Source organism: Mycobacterium sp., assembly GCF_035640695.1.
Lineage (GTDB): Bacteria > Actinomycetota > Actinomycetes > Mycobacteriales > Mycobacteriaceae > Mycobacterium.
Genome location: NZ_DASQVQ010000143.1, coordinates 1 through 19,455, shown reverse-complemented (window position 1 = coordinate 19,455; position 19,455 = coordinate 1). Strand labels below are relative to the sequence as shown.

Genomic DNA, 19,455 nt, shown 5'->3' with positions numbered 1-19,455 from the left:
AGCCAGTCGGTTACCGTGCCATTGCCAATAGTTCCATCTGTTCTACTTGTATTCGCATTACCCCATGACCGAACCGCCCACCCGTTACCGGCCCGCTCGGCTGTCCCGCGGCCTGCGGCGCATCGTCGTCGTCGTGATCGCCGCCCTGGTGCTGGGCGCGGGTGTGGTGATCGCGATCGTCGGCTACCAGCGGCTGGGCCCCAGCGACATCGAGGGGACGATGGCCGCCTACCGGCTGATCGATGACGAGACGGTGTCGGTCACCATCACGGTGCGCCGCAGTGATCCGTCGCGTCCGGCGGTGTGCATCGTGCGGGCCAGGTCCAAGGACGGCACCGAGACGGGCCGGCGTGAGCTGCTCGTTCTACCGTCGGATCGGGCGTCGGTGCAGGTGACGACGACGGTCAAGGCCAGCCGGCCTCCGGTGATGGGCGACGTCTACGGCTGCGGGTACAACGTGCCGGCCTACCTGGTCGCCTCGTAGCGACGGCCCAGCTCGGTGAGGCAAACACCAGGCGGCCAGTGTGTGAAAACCGGTTGACGCCGCGGTGGTATCATCACTGGATACACGGTTCCTGCTGGAGCCGTGTATTGCTGCATTTGCGCGCCGAATTCTGCGCCTGCGAAAACGGCAATACACGCGGGGTGACCGCCTGCTCCAGCGAGACACTGACGAGACACTGACGAGACACTGACGAGACATTGACAAGACATTGACAAGACACTGACGAGCCAGTGACGAGACATGACTTGCGAGAAAGCGCGAAACGACGAATGAGGAGCGCGACGAGATGACCGAGACCCAGGTGACCTGGCTGACCCAGGAGGCCTACGACCGGCTCAAGGCCGAGCTCGACCAGCTGATCGCCAACCGCCCGGTGATCGCAGCCGAGATCAACGACCGGCGCGAGGAAGGCGACCTACGCGAGAACGGCGGCTATCACGCTGCCCGCGAGGAGCAGGGACAGCAGGAGGCCCGCATCCGCCAACTACAGGAGCTGCTGAACAACGCCAAGGTCGGCGAGGCGCCCAAGCAGTCCGGGGTGGCGCTGCCCGGCTCGGTCGTGAAGGTCTACTACGACGACGACAAGTCCGACACCGAGACGTTCCTGATCGCCACCAGGCAGGAGGGCGTCAGCGACGGCAAGCTCGAGGTGTATTCGCCGAATTCACCGCTGGGCGGCGCGCTGATCGATGCAAAGGTGGGCGAGACCCGCACCTATACCGTGCCCAACGGCAACCTCGTCAAGGTCACGCTCGTCAGCGCCGAGCCGTACCACTCATAACCGCGTCGACTGCGCCAGCGGATTAGAGTCCGGTCATGGCGCCGATCGCCGAGGACCTGCTTTTACTCCTGCTCGACAACGCATCCGCGCGACCCGAGCTGGATCGGGGGCGCCGTGAGCGCGTGCTGGGCGCGGCGGTGCTGCTCGATCTCGCCCACGCCTGCCGAATCCGGCCGGCGGCACCCGACGATGCCGTCGAGCCCGGCCGGTTGGTCGTGCTGGCGGGCCCCGACTCGGCCGATCCGGTCCTGGGTCCGGCGCTGCGCATCCTGCGGCGCCGCCCGATGCGACCGGCCGCCGCGGTGGCAAAGCTGCGCCGGGACATCGAGCCGATGCTGCTCGGCGAACTTGAGCGCGCCGGGCAGATCCGCCCGGTTCGGCTGCGCGCCAGGGGATTCAACCGCACCTGGACGTGGCCCCTGACCGACCGCACGCGAGTGAATCGCGCCCGCGCGGCGATGCTGTCGGCGTTGTTCGACCGGCGCGATCCCACGCCGACAACCGCGGCGATCATTTCACTGCTGGACGCGGTTGACGGGCTGAGCCCGCTGCTGAGTCTCAACGATCGAGGCTGGCGCTGGGTGCGGGACCGTGCCGGCGAGATAGCCAGCGGCAGTTGGATAAACGAGTCGACGGCGCAGCTGCCGGAGATCAATCTCGCGGTAACGGCCTCGGCGGTGCGGCCAGCCTTAACGTAGCGCCTGCTCGAGATCGCCGATCAGGTCGTCGATGTCCTCGATGCCGACCGAAAGCCGGACCAGGTCGTCAGGCACCTCGAGCAGCGAGCCGGCGGTCGACGCGTGGGTCATCGCACCCGGATGCTCGATCAGCGACTCCACGCCACCGAGCGACTCTGCGAGGATGAATACCTCTGTGCGAGAGCATAGGTCGAGCGCGGCCTGTCGTCCGCCACGAAGCCGCAACGACACCATGCCACCGAAATCGCTCATCTGGCGCGCCGCCACATCGTGTCCGTCATGACTGGACAGCCCCGGGTAGAGCACGGTGGCGACGGCGGGATGGTCGACCAGGAATTCGGCTACCCGCGCGGCGTTCTCGCTGTGCTGACGCATGCGCACAACCAGCGTCTTGAGCCCACGCATCGTCAGGTATGCATCGAACGGGCCCGGCACCGCTCCCGCGCCGTTCTGCAGAAATCCGAACCCGGCGTCTAGCTCGTCGTCGTTGGTCAGCAGCGCCCCGCCCACCACATCCGAGTGCCCGCCGATGTATTTGGTCGACGAGTGCAGCACGATGTCGGCGCCAAGGGTCAGCGGCCGCTGCAACGCCGGCGAGGCGAACGTGTTGTCCACCAAAACTTTTACCGACGCGGGCGCGGCCAGCTCGGCGATCGCGGCGATGTCGCCGATCGACAACAGCGGATTCGTCGGCGTCTCGACCCAGATCAGCTTGGTCCGCTCGGTGATCGCGGCGCGCACCTCGTCGAGATCGGAAATGGGCACCGCGGTGTACGAGATGCCCCACGGGGCGAGCACCCTGTCGATCAGCCGGAACGTGCCCCCGTAGGCGTCGTCGGGTATCACGAGGTGATCACCGGGATTGAGCAGCGCGCGCAACACGCAATCGGTGGCCGCCATCCCGGACGCGAACGCGCGCCCGAAGCCGGCCTCCTCCATCGCGGCCAGCGCGGTCTCCAGCGCGGTGCGCGTGGGGTTCCCGGTGCGGCTGTACTCGTAGCCGGCACGCAGTCCGCCGACCCCGTCTTGGGCGAACGTTGAGCTGGCGTAGATCGGAGCGTTGACGGCGCCGGTGCCGGGATCGGGCCGATAACCTGCGTGGATGGCCCTGGTGGCCAAGCCCCGCCAACGGCGTGCATCGCTCATCGCCGATCAGCCTAACGGTGTAGACATGAACGCATGGCCACCGACGCCCACATCGAAGACCTGCTCGACGTCGACTCGTTGCTGACCTCCGAGGACATCGAGCTGCGCGACACCGTCCGCCGGTTCGGCGAGCAGCGGCTGCGTCCGCACATCGCCGAATGGTTCGAGTCGACCGACATCCCGGGCCGCGAACTGGCCGCCGACTTCGGCAAGCTCGGCCTGCTCGGCATGCATCTGAAGGGCTACGGCTGCGGGGGCTCGACGGCGACCGCGTACGGGCTGGTGTGCCAGGAACTGGAGGCCGTCGACAGCGGACTGCGCAGCCTGGTTTCGGTGCAGGGCTCGCTGGCGATGTTCGCGATCCACCGGCACGGCAGCGAGGAGCAGCGCAAACAGTGGCTGCCGTCGATGGCCACCGGCGACGTGATCGGGTGTTTCGGCCTGACCGAGCCCGACTTCGGGTCGAACCCCGCCGGCATGCGCACCACCGCCCGGCGGGACGGCGCGGACTGGGTCCTCAACGGCTCGAAGATGTGGATAACCAACGGCACGATCGCCGACGTCGCCGTCGTCTGGGCCCGCACCGACGAAGGCATCTCCGGATTCATCGTGCCGACCGGCACACCGGGTTTCACCGCCCGCAACATGACGCACAAGCTGTCATTGCGCGCGTCGATCACCTCGGAGCTGACGTTCGACGACCTCAGGCTGCCCGCCGACGCGAAACTGCCTGAGGCACGTGGCCTTTCCGCCCCGCTGAGTTGCCTGTCGGAGGCCCGGTTCGGCATCGTGTTCGGCGCCGTCGGCGCCGCCCGGGACTGCCTGCAGGCCACGCTCGACTACGTCAGCTCCCGGGAGGTGTTCGACAAGCCGCTGGCCGGGTATCAGCTCACGCAGGCCAAGATCGCCGACATGGCAGTCGAATTGGGGAAGGCCCAGTTGCTTGCCGTGCATCTGGGCAGGCTCAAGGACGCCGGCTCGATCCGGCCCGACCAGGTCAGCCTTGGCAAGCTCAACAACGTCCGGGAGGCGCTTGCGATCGCACGCCAATGCCGAACACTGCTGGGCGCCAACGGAATAACCCTCGATTACCCGGTAATGCGGCACGCCAACAACCTTGAATCGGTGCTGACCTACGAGGGCACCACGGAGGTGCACCAGTTGGTGATCGGGGAGGCGCTTACCGGTGTCAGCGCCTTCCGGTGAGCATTCCTACCGCTGCGGCGGACTCGGTGGAAGTGGCTGCGGATTCAGCTCCTGCGCATTCAACGGCAGACACACCGTCCCCATGATCTTGTCGGCCAGCGTTTGCCGCTTCGAATCCCACAGCGGGAACAGGTAACCGATGTAGCAGATGAGCGAGTCGATGATATGGGCGAGCTGGCGCACGATCGACATGCCGAATCCGATCGGCTGACCAGTGGCCTCCGACACCACCTTGAACTTCAGCACCGACTTGCCGATACTCGATCCCGTCGTGCCCTGGCGGTAGCCCCAGTTCCAGATCCAGTATGCGATGGAAGCCAGCCAGGCCAGCCCCAGAATGGCGACGCCTAGGCCGCTCATGCTCGATGAGCAGTACACGCCGTAGCCGTACGTGTCGTTGACGCAGGTGTTGTCCGCGGTGCCGAACGCAATGCCGTATCCGATGGCGAGGATGACCGCCGACGGAATGGCGTCGATCAGCGCCGCAGCAACCCGGTGAATCCAGGACGTGTATGCCTGCTGTGGCAGCGTCCCGACCGGTTGACCGCCGGACGGGTAACCCGCACCGGCCGAGGGGTATCCACCGCCCTGCCCAGGCTGTTGATAACCCGCGCCCGGCGGAGGCGGCGGATAGCCGCCACCCTGCGGTGGCGGCGGATACCCGCCGGGTGGTGGTGGAGGTGGATATCCGCCGCCCGGTCGAGGTGGATATCCGCCGCCCGGTCGAGGTGGATATCCGCCGCCCGGTGGCGGTGGAGGTGGGTTGCTCGAGGGTGGCTGCGGCGGTTGTTCGGTCATGGCGCCTCCCGAGGGGTCACGACGAAGTGCTGTAAGTTAGCTGAGGACGAGCGCGCATTACCCTACCCGCACAGAGGCTTCGCGTGGGCGCTATAACGCGAACTTCTCAAATGAGGCCGCACCCTTACGCGACGTTGTCAGATAGATGCGCAGACCGTGCTCATGATTCTGTCGGCCAGCGTCTGCCTCCTGGCGTCCCACAACCTGACCAGGCATCCGATGCAGCAGACAACGCCGTCCACGATGTGCGCGATCCGGCGCAGCAGCGACATGCCGAAACCAATTGGCTGTCCGGTATTTTCGCTGACTGTGCACGGGCGGAACGGCCGCGACGTCAGCGCCGGCGGTCGTCCGAGAGAAAGCCGAGCAGGTCGTGGCGGGTCAGCACCCCCACCGGCTTGCCCTCCTCGACCACCATCAACGCGTCGGAATCGCGCAGCGCCTTGGCCGCGGTGCCGACCCGCTCGCCGGCACCGATCAACGGCAACGGCGGACTCATGTGCTGGGCGACCGCGTCGGCGAGTTTGGCCCGGCCCTCGAACACCGCGGAAAGCAGTTCGCGCTCGGAGACGCTGCCTGCGACCTCGCCGGCCATCACCGGAGGTTCGGCGCCGACCACCGGCATCTGCGAGACGCCGTATTCACGCAGGATGCCGATCGCGTCGCGCACGGTTTCCGACGGGTGGGTGTGCACCAGGTCTGGAAGCGCACCGGACTTGCCGCGCAACACATCTCCGATCGTGGGCTGCTCGATCGACCCGTCCAGGCGGCTGCGCAAGAACCCGTACGACGACATCCACGCGTCATTGAAAACCTTGGACAGGTAACCGCGACCTCCGTCGGGCAGCAGCACGACGACGAGTGAGTCCGGGCCGGCCTGTTCGGCGGCCTTGATCGCGGCCACCACCGCCATTCCGCACGAACCACCAACCAGCAGAGCCTCTTCGCGGGCGAGTCGTCGTGTCATCTCGAACGAATCGGCATCCGAAACCGCGATGATCTCGTCGGGCAAGCCGGGGTCATAAGTCGACGGCCAGAAGTCCTCGCCGACGCCTTCCACCAGATACGGCCGGCCGCTGCCACCCGAATAGACCGAGCCCTCCGGGTCGGCGCCGATGATGCGCACCGCACCCCCGGACACCTCTTTGAGGTAGCGGCCCGCGCCGGTGATCGTGCCACCTGTCCCTACACCCGCGACGAAGTGCGTCACCTTGCCGTCCGTGTCCGCCCAGACCTCCGGTCCGGTCGATTCGTAATGGCTTACAGGGTTATTCGGGTTGGAGTACTGATCCGGTTTCCAGCCGCCGTCGATCTCGGTCGCCAGCCGATTGGACACGCTGTAGTAGCTGTCCGGATGATCCGGCGGTACCGCTGTCGGGCAGACCACGACCTCGGCGCCGTAGGCGCGCAACACGTTCTGCTTGTCCTCGCTGACCTTGTCGGGACACACGAAGACGCATTTGTAGCCGCGCTGCTGGGCCACCATCGCCAGGCCGACGCCGGTATTGCCCGATGTCGGCTCGACGATCGTGCCACCGCTTCGCAGTTCCCCGCTGGCCTCGGCGGCATCGATCATTTTGGCGGCGATGCGGTCCTTTACGCTGCCGCCGGGGTTGACGTACTCGATTTTCGCCGCGACCATGCCTGCGCCCCCCGGCACCACCGAATTTAGCCGGACCAGAGGGGTGTCGCCGATGAGCTCACTGACATGCCGGGCGATCCGCATGCCTACATGTTCTCAGGCGCCGTTCAGCTCTATTCGGTCGCCTCACGGATGTAGGCGCCGATCTGGCGTAGCGAGCGGGTGGCTTCCGGCACCAGCGGGGCGGCGATCTGGAACACGTGCATTTGGCCGGGCCAGATGTGCAGCTCGGCGGGCACACCGGAGGCGGCGAGCTTGCGGGCCGCCAACCGGGCGTCGTACAACAGCACCTCCGCACCCGAGACGTGGATCAGCGTGCGCGGCAACCCCGGGTCGAGGTGTTCGAGCGGTTCGTAGACCTCTTCGGCCTTGCCGTCGACGACGCGACGTGCGGCCGCCCTGGCGATGAGTTCGACGAATGCGTCAAACACCTTGGCGGTAAACATCGCATCGCTGTGGATGTTCGGGTGCGCCTGCTTGGCCTCCTTGGCCAGCTCCATCAGCGGCGACATCGACACCAGCGCCGCAGGCTCCTCGTTCTCGTCGAGCAGCCGCTCGGCCAGCGTCAGACCCAGATAACCGCCCGCCGAGTCACCGGCGAGCACGATTTGATCAGGTTCATAACCCAGCTCGCGCAGCCAGCGCCAACCGTCCTGACAATCGTCGATCGCCTCACCGACCGAGTGCTTCGGCATCAACCGGTAGTTGACCACCAGCACCGGCGCGTCAGCGAACTTCGACAGCATCGTCGCCAACCGGCCGTGCGTGTGCGGACCGCACGTCAAGAACGCCCCGCCGTGCATGTAGAGAATGACCCGGCGGGTGCCGTCAGCCGGCAGAACGCCGTCGGCGCGGACCAACTGGGCGGTGCAGTGCGGCAGCCGGATGGTGGCGCGGATCGTGCCCGGTATCGGGGACACCGCGCGGGAAACGAGGTCGACCAAGCCCCACGGCCATGGCACGAACGGCAGATAGCTGCCGATGGCCAGCGTCGGCCGGATCGTCAGCCTGGCGCCCAGCGCGACCAGCCGACCGGCGATGCCAGGACCGTCCTCAATGACCTCGACGGGCGCCCCGTCGCTAATCGAAAAACGACGTGTCTTGAAACCGCTACCAGGTCTTATACGAGTGCGGGGCGAGTCGGATACCTTACTGGGTGCGGTCATGTCAACACTCCTACGCCGCTGTAGTGCCGGGACCCCGCCTCGCATTTGGACAGTTCCCGGTAACTTAGCTTGACAGCCATATCAAGTTCAACAATCAAACACAGTGTTTTGATGCCCGAGTTGATCTGTACTTGATGCGGCACCGTGATCGCTGCACGGTTTTCGCCGAAAGCGCACGTAAAATGCGAGCGTGGGCATACGCGCGCCGCGGCGGTTGACCATAGCGTTGGCGGCGTTGGGAGCGCTGGCGTCGACCGGCAGCGCCGTTGTGGGCGCGCGCAACCTGTTGTCGATTCAGGCAAACCAGGCCCGCGGTGTCATCCCGAAGATTCGCGACGCGCCGCCGCGCGCTGACGGCGTCTACACCCGCGGCGGCGGCCCGGTGGAGCGGTGGTATCGCGGAGTTCCTTTCGATCTGCACCTGATGATCTTCGGCGACTCGACGGCGACCGGATTCGGTTGCCGTACCGCGGACGAGGTACCTGGCGTGCTGATCGCCCGCGGGCTGGCCGAGGAGACCGGAAAGCGGATCCGCTTGAGCACCAAGGCAATTGTTGGCGCAACATCGAAAGGTCTTTCCGGTCAAGTGGATGCGATGTTCGTCGCGGGCCCGCCACCCGATGCGGCGGTGATCATGATCGGCGCCAACGACATCACCACACTCAACGGTGTCGGCCCCTCGGCGCGGCGGCTCGGCGCCGCCGTGCGGCGGCTGCGGGCCAGTGACGCCGTCGTCGTCGTGGGCACCTGCCCGGATTTCGGTGTGATTACGGCGATTCCGCAGCCGCTGCGGTGGGTTGTCCGCAGCCGCGGGTTGCGCCTGGCGCGCGCCCAGGCCGGCGCAGTGCGCGCCGCGGGCGGCGTTCCGGTGCCGCTGGCCGATCTGCTCGCGCCGGAGTTTCTGCACTCGCCGGAGCTGCTGTTCTCCGAGGACAATTACCACCCCTCCGCGGCCGGATACGCGTTGGCGGCCAAGCAGTTACTGCCGGCGCTGTGTAATGCGCTCGGCGAGTGGACCGGCGGCCCGGTGCCGGAGCAGCCGTGGGTGTCGAGCGCGGCCGAGGCCCGTACCTTGCGGGCGCAACTGCGTCGTCTGAGCCGTAGGCTGCGGCGACGAACCGTAGGAGTGCCGGCACCGGTCGTGGTGCCCGCGCGCTGACCCGCTAGGTTCGGCTGTACACACCCGTCTGAGGAGGGCGTCATGCCTGAAGCCGTCATCGTCTCCACCGCCCGCTCGCCGATCGGCCGCGCGGCCAAGGGGTCACTTGTCAATATCCGGCCCGACGACCTTGCCGCGCAGATGGTGCGCGCGGCGCTGGACAAGGTCCCGGCGCTGGACCCGCACGACATCGACGACCTGATGATGGGCTGTGGCCAGCCCGGCGGCGAGGCGGGCTTCAACATCGGCCGCGCGGTCGCCGTCGAGCTGGGTTACGACTTTCTGCCCGGCACCACCGTCAATCGGTACTGTTCGTCGTCGTTGCAGACCACACGGATGGCGTTCCACGCCATCCGGGCCGGTGAGGGCAACGCGTTCGTCTCCGCCGGCGTCGAGACGGTGTCGCGGTTCCCCAAGGGGACGTCGGACGGCTGGCCCGACACCCACAACGAGTTGTTCGCCGAAGCGGAACAGCGCACGGCCCAGGCCGCCGCGGGCGCCGACGAATGGCACGACCCGCGCGAGGACCGCAAGCCGCCCGACGTTTACATCGCAATGGGCCAGACGGCCGAAAACGTCGCCCTGCTCACCGGGATCAGCCGCGAGGAGCAGGACCACTGGGGCGTGCGCAGCCAAAACCGCGCGGAGGAGGCCATCAAGAACGGCTTCTTCGAGCGCGAGATCGTGCCCGTCACGCTGCCCGACGGGTCGACGGTCAGCACCGACGACGGGCCGCGGCCGGGCACCACCTACGAGAAGGTCAGCCAGCTCAAACCCGTGTTCCGGCCGAACGGCACGGTGACCGCGGGAAACGCCTGCCCGTTGAACGACGGTGCCGCGGCGGTGGTGATCATGAGCGACGCCAAGGCCAAAGAGCTGGGGCTCACGCCGTTGGCCCGCATCGTCGCGACAGGTGTGACGGGGCTCTCACCGGAGATCATGGGCCTCGGCCCGATCGAGGCGACGCGGCGGGCACTGGCCAACTGCGGCATGTCGATCAACGACATCGACCTGTTCGAGATCAACGAGGCCTTCGCCGTGCAGGTGCTCGGCTCTGCGCGCGAGCTCGGCATCGATGAGGACAAGCTCAACGTGTCAGGCGGCGCGATCGCGCTGGGTCACCCTTTCGGGATGACCGGCGCGCGGATCACCGCCACGCTGCTGAACAACCTGACCACCTACGACAAGACGTTCGGCCTCGAAACGATGTGCGTCGGCGGCGGCCAGGGCATGGCGATGATCGTCGAACGCCTGTCGTAGCCCGGCGCAAACGGAAGGCCCGGCCGCTACGGCCGGGCCTTCCTCAGTGCGCTAGTCGCTTTGGAAGTAACTGAGCAGGCGCAGGATTTCGATGTACAGCCACACCAAGGTGACGGTCAGGCCAAGAGCAATGCCCCACGCCGCCTTCTCCGGCGCGCCTGCGCGAATCATCTGGTCGGCCGCATCGAAGTCGATCAGGAAACTGAACGCCGCCAGTCCAATGCAGATCAGCGAGAAGATGATTGCCAGCGGGCCCCCGCTCCGCAGGCCCAGCCCCGCGCCGCCGCCGACGTTGAACATCGCCAGCACGAAGTTGCCGAGCATCAGCACGAGCACGCCGAACAGGCCGGCCACGATCATTCGGGTGAACTTCGGTGTGACCCGGATGGCGCCGGTCTTGTAAACCACGAGCATGCCTGCGAACACGCCGATCGTTCCGAGCACCGCCTGCGCGATCAGCACGCCGGCATTGGTGTTGGACACCCCGAAGTTGGCGAGCAGGAAGGACACCGCGCCGAGGAACAGGCCCTCCAGCGCCGCGTAGCTCAACACGATCGCCGCGTTGTCCTGCCTACGCCCAAACGTCGCGACCAGCACCAGGACCAGTCCGCCGATCCCGCCGATCAGCGTGAACGGCGCCGCCAGCGCGTGGTTGGCTGCCACCAGGAAGTACGAAACGACGGCGACCGCCGACAACACGGCCAGCGTGATGCCGGTCCGGCTGACGACGTCATCGATGGTCAGCGGACGGGCGACACCGGCCTGCCGCTGATCGGGGTACTGCCCGACGTATGGGTCGGTCTGGGTTTGGCGATACGTCTGGGCCCCGGCGCCGGCAGCGCCGGTGCCAAATGTCGCATATCCGCCCTGCGACTTGGGCAGGGAACGAAATACCGGGTTGCTGGTCTCCCGCACCGTCGGATCCTCTCCTGTGCTGTGTGGCCCGGGCCTGATGCTCCGAGAACACACGTCTAACGATCGGACACCCGCACCGAGTTCCCGTATGCAGGCGATTCCGGACCAAACCTTACCCGGCGGCGCGCTGGCCGGAAGAACGATCTAGATTGCTCAAGCGTGGCCCCCGAAAACGAGGATGTCCTAGTAAGCGTCGCCAGCGGAGTGGGCCTGCTGGTCCTCAACCGGCCGAAGGCGATCAACTCCCTCACCCACTGCATGGTCAACACCATGCTCACCGTGCTCCGCGAGTGGGCCGACGACGACGCCGTCCGCGCTGTGCTGTTGTCTGGCGCCGGCGAGCGCGGGCTGTGCGCGGGCGGTGACGTGGTCGCGATCTATCACAGCGCCCGCACCGACGGGGTGGAGGCCCGCCAATTCTGGTACGACGAGTACTTGCTGGACGGCTACATCGGCCGCTACCCCAAGCCGTACGTCGCGCTGATGGACGGCATCACGATGGGCGGCGGCGTCGGGGTCGGCGCACACGCCAGCACCCGCGTCGTCACCGACACCACCAAAATGGCGATGCCCGAAGTCGGGATCGGATTGGTACCCGACGTCGGCGGCACCTACCTGCTGTCGCGGGCGCCGGGTCTGCTCGGCTTGCATGCCGCGCTGACCGGCGCGCCGTTCGACGGCGCCGACGCGATCGCGATGGGATTCGCCGACCACTACGTTGCCCATGAGCAGCTCCAGGATTTCCGCGATGCGGTGATCGCCGACGGCGTCGACGCCGCGCTGGCCCGGCACGCAACCGAACCGCCGCCGAGCGAGCTTGTGGCGCAACGCGAATGGATCGACGAGTGCTACGCCGGCGACACCGTCGCCGACATCGTCGCCGCATTGCGCGGGCACGACGCCGGACCCGCCAACGACGCGGCCAACCTGATTGCCAGCCGCTCCCCGACCGCGCTGGCCGTGGCGTTGCAGGCGGTCCGCCGGGCGGCCAAGCTCGACACATTGGAAGACGCTCTGCGCCAGGAGTATCGGGTGTCGTACGCGACGCTGCGCAGCCATGATTTGGTCGAAGGCATCCGCGCGCAGGTCATCGACAAGGACCGCAATCCCAAATGGCAACCAGCCTCGCTGGCAGCGGTCAGCCAAGCCGACGTCGACGCGTTCTTCGCTCCCGCCGACCGCGAACTCACCCTCTAGGAGAACAACCATGGGCTACGAAACGATCCTGGTCGAGCAGGAAGACCGGGTCGGCATCATCTCGCTCAACCGGCCATCGGCGCTCAACGCGCTCAACAGTCAGGTGATGAACGAAGTCACCACCGCGGCAGCCGAACTCGATGCCAATGCGAATATCGGCGCGATTATCCTTACCGGCTCCGATAAGGCCTTCGCCGCAGGCGCCGACATCAAGGAAATGTCCGCCCTGTCCTTCTCCGACGTGTACGACGCCGACTTCTTTGGCGCCTGGTCGAAGTTCGCGGCGGTGCGCACACCAACCATCGCCGCGGTGGCCGGCTACGCCCTCGGCGGCGGATGCGAACTTGCCATGATGTGCGACCTGATCATCGCCGCCGACACCGCCAAATTCGGTCAGCCCGAGATCAAGCTCGGTGTGCTGCCCGGCATGGGCGGCTCACAGCGGCTCACGCGCGCGATCGGCAAGGCCAAGGCCATGGACCTGATCCTGACCGGGCGCAACATTGACGCCGCCGAAGCCGAACGCGCCGGCCTCGTCTCCCGCGTGGTGCCCGCCGGCGACCTGCTCACCGAGGCCAAGGGCGTCGCCGGGATCATCGCGCAGATGTCGCGCTCGGCGTCACGGATGGCCAAGGAAGCCGTCAACCGGGCCTTCGAAACCACCCTCGCCGAAGGCCTGCTACACGAGCGGCGGTTGTTCCACTCAGCGTTCGCGACCGAAGACCAAACCGAAGGCATGGCAGCGTTTATCGAGAAACGCCCCCCAAACTTCACGCATCGTTAAAGATGCCGGTGTGAGCGAAGCCACGACGGCCACCGAACCTGACGAGAAGCCCGACGAGCAGTCGACCGAGTCGGCGCCAAAACCGGACTGGTGGCAGCGGCGCTACACCTTCACCGGCACGGCCGTCGGCCTGGTTTTCCTCTGGTTCTCGATGACGCCGTCGCTGCTGCCTCGCGGTCCCCTGTTTCAGGGGCTGGTGAGCGGGGCCGCCGGAGCCATCGGTTATGCGCTCGGAGTATTCGCGGTGTGGCTGGTCCGCTACCTGCGCTCGAAGGACACCAGCCCGCCGGCCCCGCGGATCGGGTGGATCGCGCTCGTCGTCGTCGGCGTGATCGGCCAGATCCTGATGATCATCTGGTTTCACGTCTGGCAGGACCACGTGCGTGATTTGATGGGCGTCCCGCGGCTCAAATGGCATGATTACCCGCTCGCCGCTGTGCTGGCGATCGTAGTGCTGTTCGTGCTGGTCGAGATCGGCCAGCTGATCGGCAAGCTGATCCGCTTCCTGATTCGTCAGCTCAATCGCGTTGCGCCGCCGCGTGTTTCCGCCGTCGTCGTGGTGGTGCTGCTGATCGGGTTGGCCATCGCCCTGCTCAACGGCGTGGTGGTGCGGTTCGCGATGCGATCGCTGAACAACACGTTCGATGCGGTAAACAACGAGCAGAGCCCGAGCAACCCGGCGCCCACTTCGCCACTGCGTTCGGGCGGTCCGGGGTCGCTGGTTTCTTGGGCGTCGCTCGGGCACCAGGGTCGCATCTTCGTCGGAGGCGGCCCGACCGCCCAGCGGGTCTCGGCGTTCAACGGCACGGCGGCCATGGAGCCCATTCGGGTTTACGCCGGCCTGGAATCAGCGAGTGACAAGAAGGCCGCAGCCGAGTTGGCCGCCGCGGAATTGGAACGAACCGGCGGGCTGAACCGCAAGGTCGTCGCGGTCGCCACCACCACCGGGACGGGGTGGATCAACGAGGCCGAGGCCGATGCCATCGAGTACATGTTCAACGGCGACACCGCGATCGCGAGCATGCAGTACTCGTTCCTTCCGAGCTGGCTGTCCTTCCTGGTGGACAAGGAGAACGCCCGACAGGCCGGCCAATTCCTGTTCGAGGCGGTGGATAAACGGATCCGCGCGCTGCCCGAAGGAAATCGGCCCAAGCTGGTGGTGTTCGGCGAAAGCCTCGGCTCGTTCGGCGGCGAGGCACCTTTCCTGTCCGCCAACAACATTGAGGCCCGTACCAACGGCGCGTTGTTCAGCGGTCCGACATTCAACAACACGATGTGGGAAGACATCACCCGCAATCGCGACGTAGGCTCGCCGGAGTGGCTGCCGATCTACCAGCAGGGCCAGAACATCCGGTTCGTCGCGCGTCCGGACAACCTCGGCCGCCCCAACGACCCGTGGGGCAATCCCCGAATCCTCTATCTGCAGCATGCATCCGACCCGATCGCCTGGTGGAATCCGGATCTGCTGTTCCAACGGCCGGACTGGCTGCGCGAGAAACGCGGCTACGACGTTCCGTCGGACATGGAGTGGATCCCGGCCGTGACGTTCCTGCAGGTGTCCGCCGACATGGCCGTCGCGATTGACGTTCCCGACGGACACGGCCACCGCTACGTCAAGGACGTCGTCAACGGATGGGCGGCCGTGCTGCAGCCGCCCGGGTGGACGCCCGAGAAGACAGAGCGGCTACGCGGGCTCGTCGAGGCCCCGGAGTAGGTCGCCCAGCTGCGCCAGCGCGCCCGTTTCACGTAGCGAGCGGTAGCCCCCGACGACGTCGGTCGCCCGGTGCAGGCCCAGGTCGCGCAGCGACGCAGCCGCCAGGCTCGACGTGTACCCCTCAGAGCACACCACCACCCATTCGACGTCGTCGTCGACGGCTTGGGGCAACCGCGCGTCGCTGGTCGGGTCGCAGCGCCACTCCAGCACGTTGCGCTCGATCACCACCGCCCCGGGCACGCCGCCCTCGATGTCACGCTGGGCCTGCGGGCGGATGTCGACCAGCACCGCGCCGCGGCGCACCGCGTCGCGCAACTCGTGTGCCTCCAGGCGCCGCAGGCGCGCCCGGGCGTCGCCGAGCATGTCGTCGATCCGGCTCACTGCCCCTCCGGGGTGTCGGTCAGCTCGGAGCGTGTCCGGCGCAGCCTATTGCGCTCGGTGACCTCGTAGTACGACATCGCCGTCAGCGGTGGCGAGTAAGCATGGACACTCAGCGCCGGCGCACGCGCGTGATCGCCGGGCGCCCAGCTGACATCGTGTACCCAGCCCAACGGAAACGCCGCCTGATCACCGGCGGTCAGCCGACGACGGCGTAATTGGCCGCCGTCCCAACGGAATTCGCTCAACGCGCCGCTGATTAGGGTGAGCGCGCCCAGCGATCCGCCGTGGTCGTGAAGTTGGGTGGCATGGTCTGGCACCCAGCCGATCAGCCAGACGTCCAACTCGTCGTCGCTGTGCAGCCGGGTGAACCAACGATCGTCGCTGGGGATGCCGCCCGCAGGCAGCAGGTGATCGCAGCGGCCGCTCAGCACATCGTCGGCGCCCTGGTCGGTGATGAGCAGCAGATCGGGCAGGCGCAGCCGGGTCGGGCCGGAAACCACCGGAATCGCGGACGGACGCAGCACGGCAGGGTTTGCAGAAGGCATTTGGATGAAGCTCTCAGCACAAATGGACGGGATGGGGTGGGGCGATTAGGCCCGACAACACTCCCGAGTTCCGATGCGCTCCATCACGGCCGCCATTTTTGCATAGATTGGCGTTGTGCGCAGATACCGAGGCGGCGCGACGACGGCGTGGCTGCTCACCGCGACATCAGTTGTGATGCTGGTCGGCTGTTCGTCGCAAAAGCAAGGAGCACCGTCGACATCGTCGGTGCCGACGGCCGCGGGTGCGCCGTCTACGGCGCCGGTGAAGATCGGTATCTCACCTGGCGGCGTGACAACGTCGCTTTCCGCGCCGGCCAGCTCCACCGAGGACGAGTACTACCAGGCCTGTCACGCGGCCACGCTGTGGATGAAGGACAAAGGCGGCGACCGGCACGCCCAGATCGAGCCGTATCTGGCAATGATTCAGAAGTCGCAGAAGGGTGAGCCCGGCAGCTGGAATACGCCCTGGGCGAAGCTCCCGCAGGAGCGGCAGGCGGCGGTCATCGTAGCGGTCAACAGCGCCGCGGACGCCGGCTGCGAGTGAGGGCGAGACCCGACGGAGCGCAAAATATGGGCGTGGACACCAAGCGCGTCGCCGTGGCACTCGGCAGCGGCGGCGCGCGCGGCTACGCCCATATCGGGGTGATCAACGAGCTGCGCGACCGCGGCCATGAGATTGTCGGTATCGCCGGTTCGTCGATGGGCGCGCTGATCGGCGGCTTGCACGCAGCCGGCGCCCTGGACGAGTTCGCCGATTACGCGAAATCCCTGAGCCAGCGTGCAGTGCTGCGACTGCTGGACCCGGCGTGGACCGGGGCCGGCATTTTCCGCGCGGAGAAGCTTCTCGATGTCGTGCGTGACCTGCTGGGGGAGGCCGACATCGAAGCCTTGCCGATCCCGTACACCGCGGTGGCGACGGACTTGCTTGCCGGCAAATCGGTTTGGCTGCAGCGTGGACCGCTCGACGCGGCGATCCGAGCGTCCATCGCGATACCGGGCATGATCCTGCCGCACAACCTCGACGGGCGGGTGCTGGCCGACGGCGGCATCTTGGACCCGTTGCCGGTGGCGCCGCTGGCCGGTGCCAATGCCGAGCTGACGGTGGCGGTCAGTCTCAGCGGCGACGACGACGCGCGCGACGGACTGCCCGCCGAACCTCGCGCCGGCACGGAATGGCTGAACCGCGTCCTGCGCGGCACGTCGGCGCTGCTGGAGACCAACGCCGCGCGGTCGGTTCGGGGCATGTTCGGCCCGGTCGCCGACACCCCCCAGTCCGAAGTGGCCGCGGAACTTGCCGAGGCGGGAGACGACGGAGCCACCGCGTCGGCGATGGTGCCCAAGCTCGGCAGCCTCGAGGTGATGAACCGCACCATCGACATCATGCAGGCGGCGCTGGCCCGTCATCACCTTGCGACGTATCCGCCGGACATTCTGATCGAGGTGCCCCGAACGGCCAGCCGCACCTTGGATTTTCATCGCGCCGCGGACATCATCGACGTCGGTCGTGCGCTGGCCGCTCGTGCCCTCGACGACTACGAGCGTGACGTCAGGTCGGATCCGACGACGGACACGGACCCATCGCCTGCGTGATCGTCGTTGCGCCGACAACAGCGGATGCGGATCGCAATGAGCAAATTCAGACGCCAAAGAACGCCGCGAGCTCGACCGCGCGGCGCCGGCCCTGCTCGCGCCCGGCTTCCGCCGACGGCGCTCGACACGCCGGGTCCAACGGGTTCGCGCCGAATGCCTTCAACGACTCGTCATCAGCAAAGACCGTGCAGACGCGGCCGTGGTGCGCGGCCGCCTCGTCCGCCAACGTGCGGCCGAACGGCGCCAAACCCGGCGATGCGGACGGCACCAGCATCACCACGGTCTCGGCGCCGGCCACGACATCCAGGTTCGCGCTGCTGCCGACGCCGCCGTCCATGTAGCGCCGCTGTCCGATCGTGACCGGCGGCCAAACACCCGGCACCGCACAACTGGCGGCGACGGCGTCGACCAATCCGACGCCGCTGTTGCGCTCAAACACCACGAGTTCGCCCGTGTCGACGTCGATCGCGGTTATCAGCAACGGTCGATCGGGCCAGTCGTGGGACGGCAACCGCTTGGCGATCACCGCCCGGCGCACGTGCTCTGGCACCGTCGCCGCCGACAACGCGTGCTTGCCGATCAGACGCAACTTTTCGGCCGTGTCGGCATCGCGTCGACGGGCGGCGTTCTCGAAAAGCCCCATCAGTTCGTCGATTCCGGCGCGGGGGGTCAGCTCGTGCGTGGCTTCCGCCAGTTGGTGGTCGAACAGCTCGGCCAGCCCCACCCCGCTGCTGATCTGTGCGGTGACCGTCGCGCCCGCCGAGGTGCCGACCATCACGTCCGCGTTCAGCAACACGTTTGCCGCCGCAGGCGATTCGTCGCTGACTCCCAGCAGAAAGCCTGTCTCCCAGGCAATTCCCGCCACCCCGCCACCCGCGAGGACGAGAGCCAGCCGCGCGCTCGTCACGCTACGCTGGTATCCGGCCGGCTTTTGGGCCGCCGAGCGAAACGACGTCGGTATGTCCGTCGCATCCACGGCATTCGGCGCGCGGGTTCCGGTCTCGAGGCGCGGCGCACGAGCTCCATTTCGACATGGTCGGCCTCCTCGACGCCGAGCTCTTCGATGATCTCGCCGTTCAGCTCCCGGATCCACGCGTCCTGCGCGACGAGCGCGACATCCCACTCGGCGGCGTCGCGCCAGTCCCTGATTCCAAAGGTGCGCGCAGCATTTCGCAGCGCCTCGCCGAGTTCACCGTCGAGCAGTTGGCGCAGCGCGTCGGCCCCGTGCCGCGGATTCACGATCATCCACGAGTGGTAGGCGCCGGGCACCTTGTAAAGCGTCGCGTCGGCGTCGTCGGCGATGTCGCGGGCGCTGTCGAACGGCACGATCAGATCCTTTTCGCCGTGCAACACCATGGTCGGGATCTTGTGGTCACGCATCGTGTGCAGCAGCGGGGTGTAATCGCCCGACTGCATGATCGCTCGGGCCGCACCCGTCAAACCGCCTGGGCGCCGGGCGTTTCCGACGGCCACCGAGGCCAGCATCCGCAGATAGCGGCTGCGTTCGACGCCGCCCAAGCGGGACGGATCCCGATGGGTGTCAAGCACCATTCCGAGCAATGTCCGCGCCGCCCGCCGCGGAGACCCCAGCGCGGACGGAACCGCCTCGTCGAACGATGCGCCGGCCGCGGCGTCGAACAGCACCGCGGCCAGCACCCGACCGGGTGCCGCCGCGGCCAGCTGGATCGCCATGCGACCGCCCATCGAGTGCCCCGCGAACACCGCCTGCGCGACGCCAAGAGCGTCGAGCGTGCGCAGGGTCAGGTCGACCCGGTCGGCGAGCTCGCCGGCGTCACCAGGAAGATTGTGGGTGTCGCCATGGCCGGCGGCGTCGAGCGCGATCACCAGAAAGCCCAGTCCGGCGATCCGGCTCAACATGCGCAGATACGCCCGCCGGCTCAGCGCCAGGCCGTGCATGAACACCAGCGGCACGCCGCGGCCACCGACCGATACGCCCACCTCGTGGCC

General features: G+C 67.2%; 20 protein-coding genes and 1 pseudogene. 11 read left to right on the top strand and 10 right to left on the bottom strand.

The features are described from left to right. Positions 1-64 precede the first annotated feature (64 nt). From VE759_RS16865 to VE759_RS16855, 3 genes are all read left to right on the top strand, one after another. Positions 65-484, top strand: coding sequence for a DUF4307 domain-containing protein (locus VE759_RS16865; protein WP_324934488.1), 420 nt, complete (start codon positions 65-67; stop codon positions 482-484). A 307-nt stretch (positions 485-791) separates the two neighbouring features. After that, positions 792-1,286, top strand: a complete 495-nt coding sequence (gene greA, locus VE759_RS16860) for a transcription elongation factor GreA (RefSeq protein WP_324934486.1) — start codon at positions 792-794, stop codon at positions 1,284-1,286. Between the two features lie 35 nt (positions 1,287-1,321). Continuing rightward, positions 1,322-1,984, top strand: coding sequence for a GOLPH3/VPS74 family protein (locus VE759_RS16855; protein ID WP_324934484.1), 663 nt, complete (start codon positions 1,322-1,324; stop codon positions 1,982-1,984). Here VE759_RS16855 and VE759_RS16850 read toward each other — a convergent pair. Next, positions 1,976-3,130: a cystathionine gamma-synthase gene (locus VE759_RS16850; protein ID WP_324934482.1), complete on the bottom strand. Its 1,155-nt coding sequence runs from the start codon at positions 3,128-3,130 to the stop codon at positions 1,976-1,978. The two genes, VE759_RS16855 and VE759_RS16850, sit on opposite strands and share 9 nt — an antisense overlap. A 33-nt stretch (positions 3,131-3,163) precedes the next feature. Between VE759_RS16850 and VE759_RS16845 the strand changes: the two genes are divergently transcribed. Further along, positions 3,164-4,336 carry an acyl-CoA dehydrogenase family protein gene (locus VE759_RS16845; protein WP_324934480.1) on the top strand — a complete coding sequence of 391 codons (1,173 nt, stop codon included), beginning with the start codon at positions 3,164-3,166 and terminating at the stop codon, positions 4,334-4,336. Between the two features lie 6 nt (positions 4,337-4,342). Here the strand turns inward: VE759_RS16845 and VE759_RS16840 are convergent, their stop codons facing one another. The 4 genes and pseudogenes from VE759_RS16840 to VE759_RS16825 form a co-directional block, all read right to left on the bottom strand. Next, positions 4,343-5,134: an RDD family protein gene (locus VE759_RS16840; protein WP_324934478.1), complete on the bottom strand. Its 792-nt coding sequence runs from the start codon at positions 5,132-5,134 to the stop codon at positions 4,343-4,345. Positions 5,135-5,271: 137 nt separating this feature from the next. Further along, positions 5,272-5,442 (bottom strand): annotated as a pseudogene (locus tag VE759_RS16835) (RDD family protein); the annotation flags it as partial. Positions 5,443-5,468: 26 nt separating this feature from the next. Continuing rightward, on the bottom strand, positions 5,469-6,860 hold the full coding sequence (locus tag VE759_RS16830) for a cystathionine beta-synthase (RefSeq protein WP_324934476.1): 1,392 nt from the start codon (positions 6,858-6,860) through the stop codon (positions 5,469-5,471). Positions 6,861-6,889: 29 nt separating this feature from the next. Next, positions 6,890-7,942: an alpha/beta hydrolase gene (locus tag VE759_RS16825; protein ID WP_324934474.1), complete on the bottom strand. Its 1,053-nt coding sequence runs from the start codon at positions 7,940-7,942 to the stop codon at positions 6,890-6,892. 190 nt (positions 7,943-8,132) lie between these two features. Between VE759_RS16825 and VE759_RS16820 the strand changes: the two genes are divergently transcribed. Next, positions 8,133-9,101, top strand: a complete 969-nt coding sequence (locus tag VE759_RS16820; RefSeq protein ID WP_324934472.1) for an SGNH/GDSL hydrolase family protein — start codon at positions 8,133-8,135, stop codon at positions 9,099-9,101. Positions 9,102-9,143: 42 nt separating this feature from the next. Continuing rightward, positions 9,144-10,361: an acetyl-CoA C-acetyltransferase gene (locus VE759_RS16815; RefSeq protein WP_324934470.1), complete on the top strand. Its 1,218-nt coding sequence runs from the start codon at positions 9,144-9,146 to the stop codon at positions 10,359-10,361. Between the two features lie 51 nt (positions 10,362-10,412). On the opposite strand, the gene VE759_RS16810 is transcribed toward VE759_RS16815, so the two are convergent. Then, positions 10,413-11,276 (bottom strand): Bax inhibitor-1/YccA family protein, encoded by an 864-nt coding sequence (locus tag VE759_RS16810; RefSeq protein WP_324934468.1) that lies wholly within the window; start codon positions 11,274-11,276, stop codon positions 10,413-10,415. Positions 11,277-11,435: 159 nt separating this feature from the next. On the opposite strand from VE759_RS16810, the gene VE759_RS16805 reads away from it, so the two are divergent. From VE759_RS16805 to VE759_RS16795, 3 genes are read left to right on the top strand one after another with little or no spacing between them, the layout of a single operon-like run. Next, a complete protein-coding gene (locus VE759_RS16805; RefSeq protein ID WP_324934466.1) occupies positions 11,436-12,473 on the top strand; it encodes an enoyl-CoA hydratase/isomerase family protein in 1,038 nt (345 codons plus the stop codon). Between the two features lie 10 nt (positions 12,474-12,483). Beyond that, positions 12,484-13,257 carry an enoyl-CoA hydratase gene (locus VE759_RS16800; RefSeq protein WP_324934464.1) on the top strand — a complete coding sequence of 258 codons (774 nt, stop codon included), beginning with the start codon at positions 12,484-12,486 and terminating at the stop codon, positions 13,255-13,257. 10 nt (positions 13,258-13,267) lie between these two features. Then, on the top strand, positions 13,268-14,971 hold the full coding sequence (locus VE759_RS16795) for an alpha/beta hydrolase (protein WP_324934462.1): 1,704 nt from the start codon (positions 13,268-13,270) through the stop codon (positions 14,969-14,971). Here the strand turns inward: VE759_RS16795 and VE759_RS16790 are convergent. Further along, positions 14,942-15,352: a rhodanese-like domain-containing protein gene (locus VE759_RS16790; RefSeq protein ID WP_324934460.1), complete on the bottom strand. Its 411-nt coding sequence runs from the start codon at positions 15,350-15,352 to the stop codon at positions 14,942-14,944. The two genes, VE759_RS16795 and VE759_RS16790, sit on opposite strands and share 30 nt — an antisense overlap. Beyond that, a complete protein-coding gene (locus VE759_RS16785; RefSeq protein ID WP_324934458.1) occupies positions 15,349-15,897 on the bottom strand; it encodes a cysteine dioxygenase family protein in 549 nt (182 codons plus the stop codon). Before VE759_RS16785 ends, VE759_RS16790 begins: the two co-directional genes overlap by 4 nt. Positions 15,898-16,012: 115 nt before the next feature. On the opposite strand from VE759_RS16785, the gene VE759_RS16780 reads away from it, so the two are divergent. Together VE759_RS16780 and VE759_RS16775 are read left to right on the top strand one after the other, a co-directional pair. Further along, positions 16,013-16,441: a lipoprotein LpqV gene (locus VE759_RS16780; protein ID WP_324934456.1), complete on the top strand. Its 429-nt coding sequence runs from the start codon at positions 16,013-16,015 to the stop codon at positions 16,439-16,441. A 32-nt stretch (positions 16,442-16,473) separates the two neighbouring features. Then, the gene (locus VE759_RS16775) at positions 16,474-17,487 is read left to right on the top strand and encodes a patatin-like phospholipase family protein (RefSeq protein ID WP_324934454.1); all 1,014 of its coding nucleotides are present in this window, start codon (positions 16,474-16,476) and stop codon (positions 17,485-17,487) included. A gap of 46 nt (positions 17,488-17,533) precedes the next feature. Here the strand turns inward: VE759_RS16775 and VE759_RS16770 are convergent, their stop codons facing one another. Then, on the bottom strand, positions 17,534-18,394 hold the full coding sequence (locus tag VE759_RS16770; RefSeq protein ID WP_324934452.1) for a patatin-like phospholipase family protein: 861 nt from the start codon (positions 18,392-18,394) through the stop codon (positions 17,534-17,536). Beyond that, positions 18,391-19,455: alpha/beta fold hydrolase (locus tag VE759_RS16765; RefSeq protein ID WP_414687941.1), on the bottom strand; the 1,065-nt coding region annotated here is incomplete at its 5' end. The genes VE759_RS16765 and VE759_RS16770, both read right to left, overlap by 4 nt.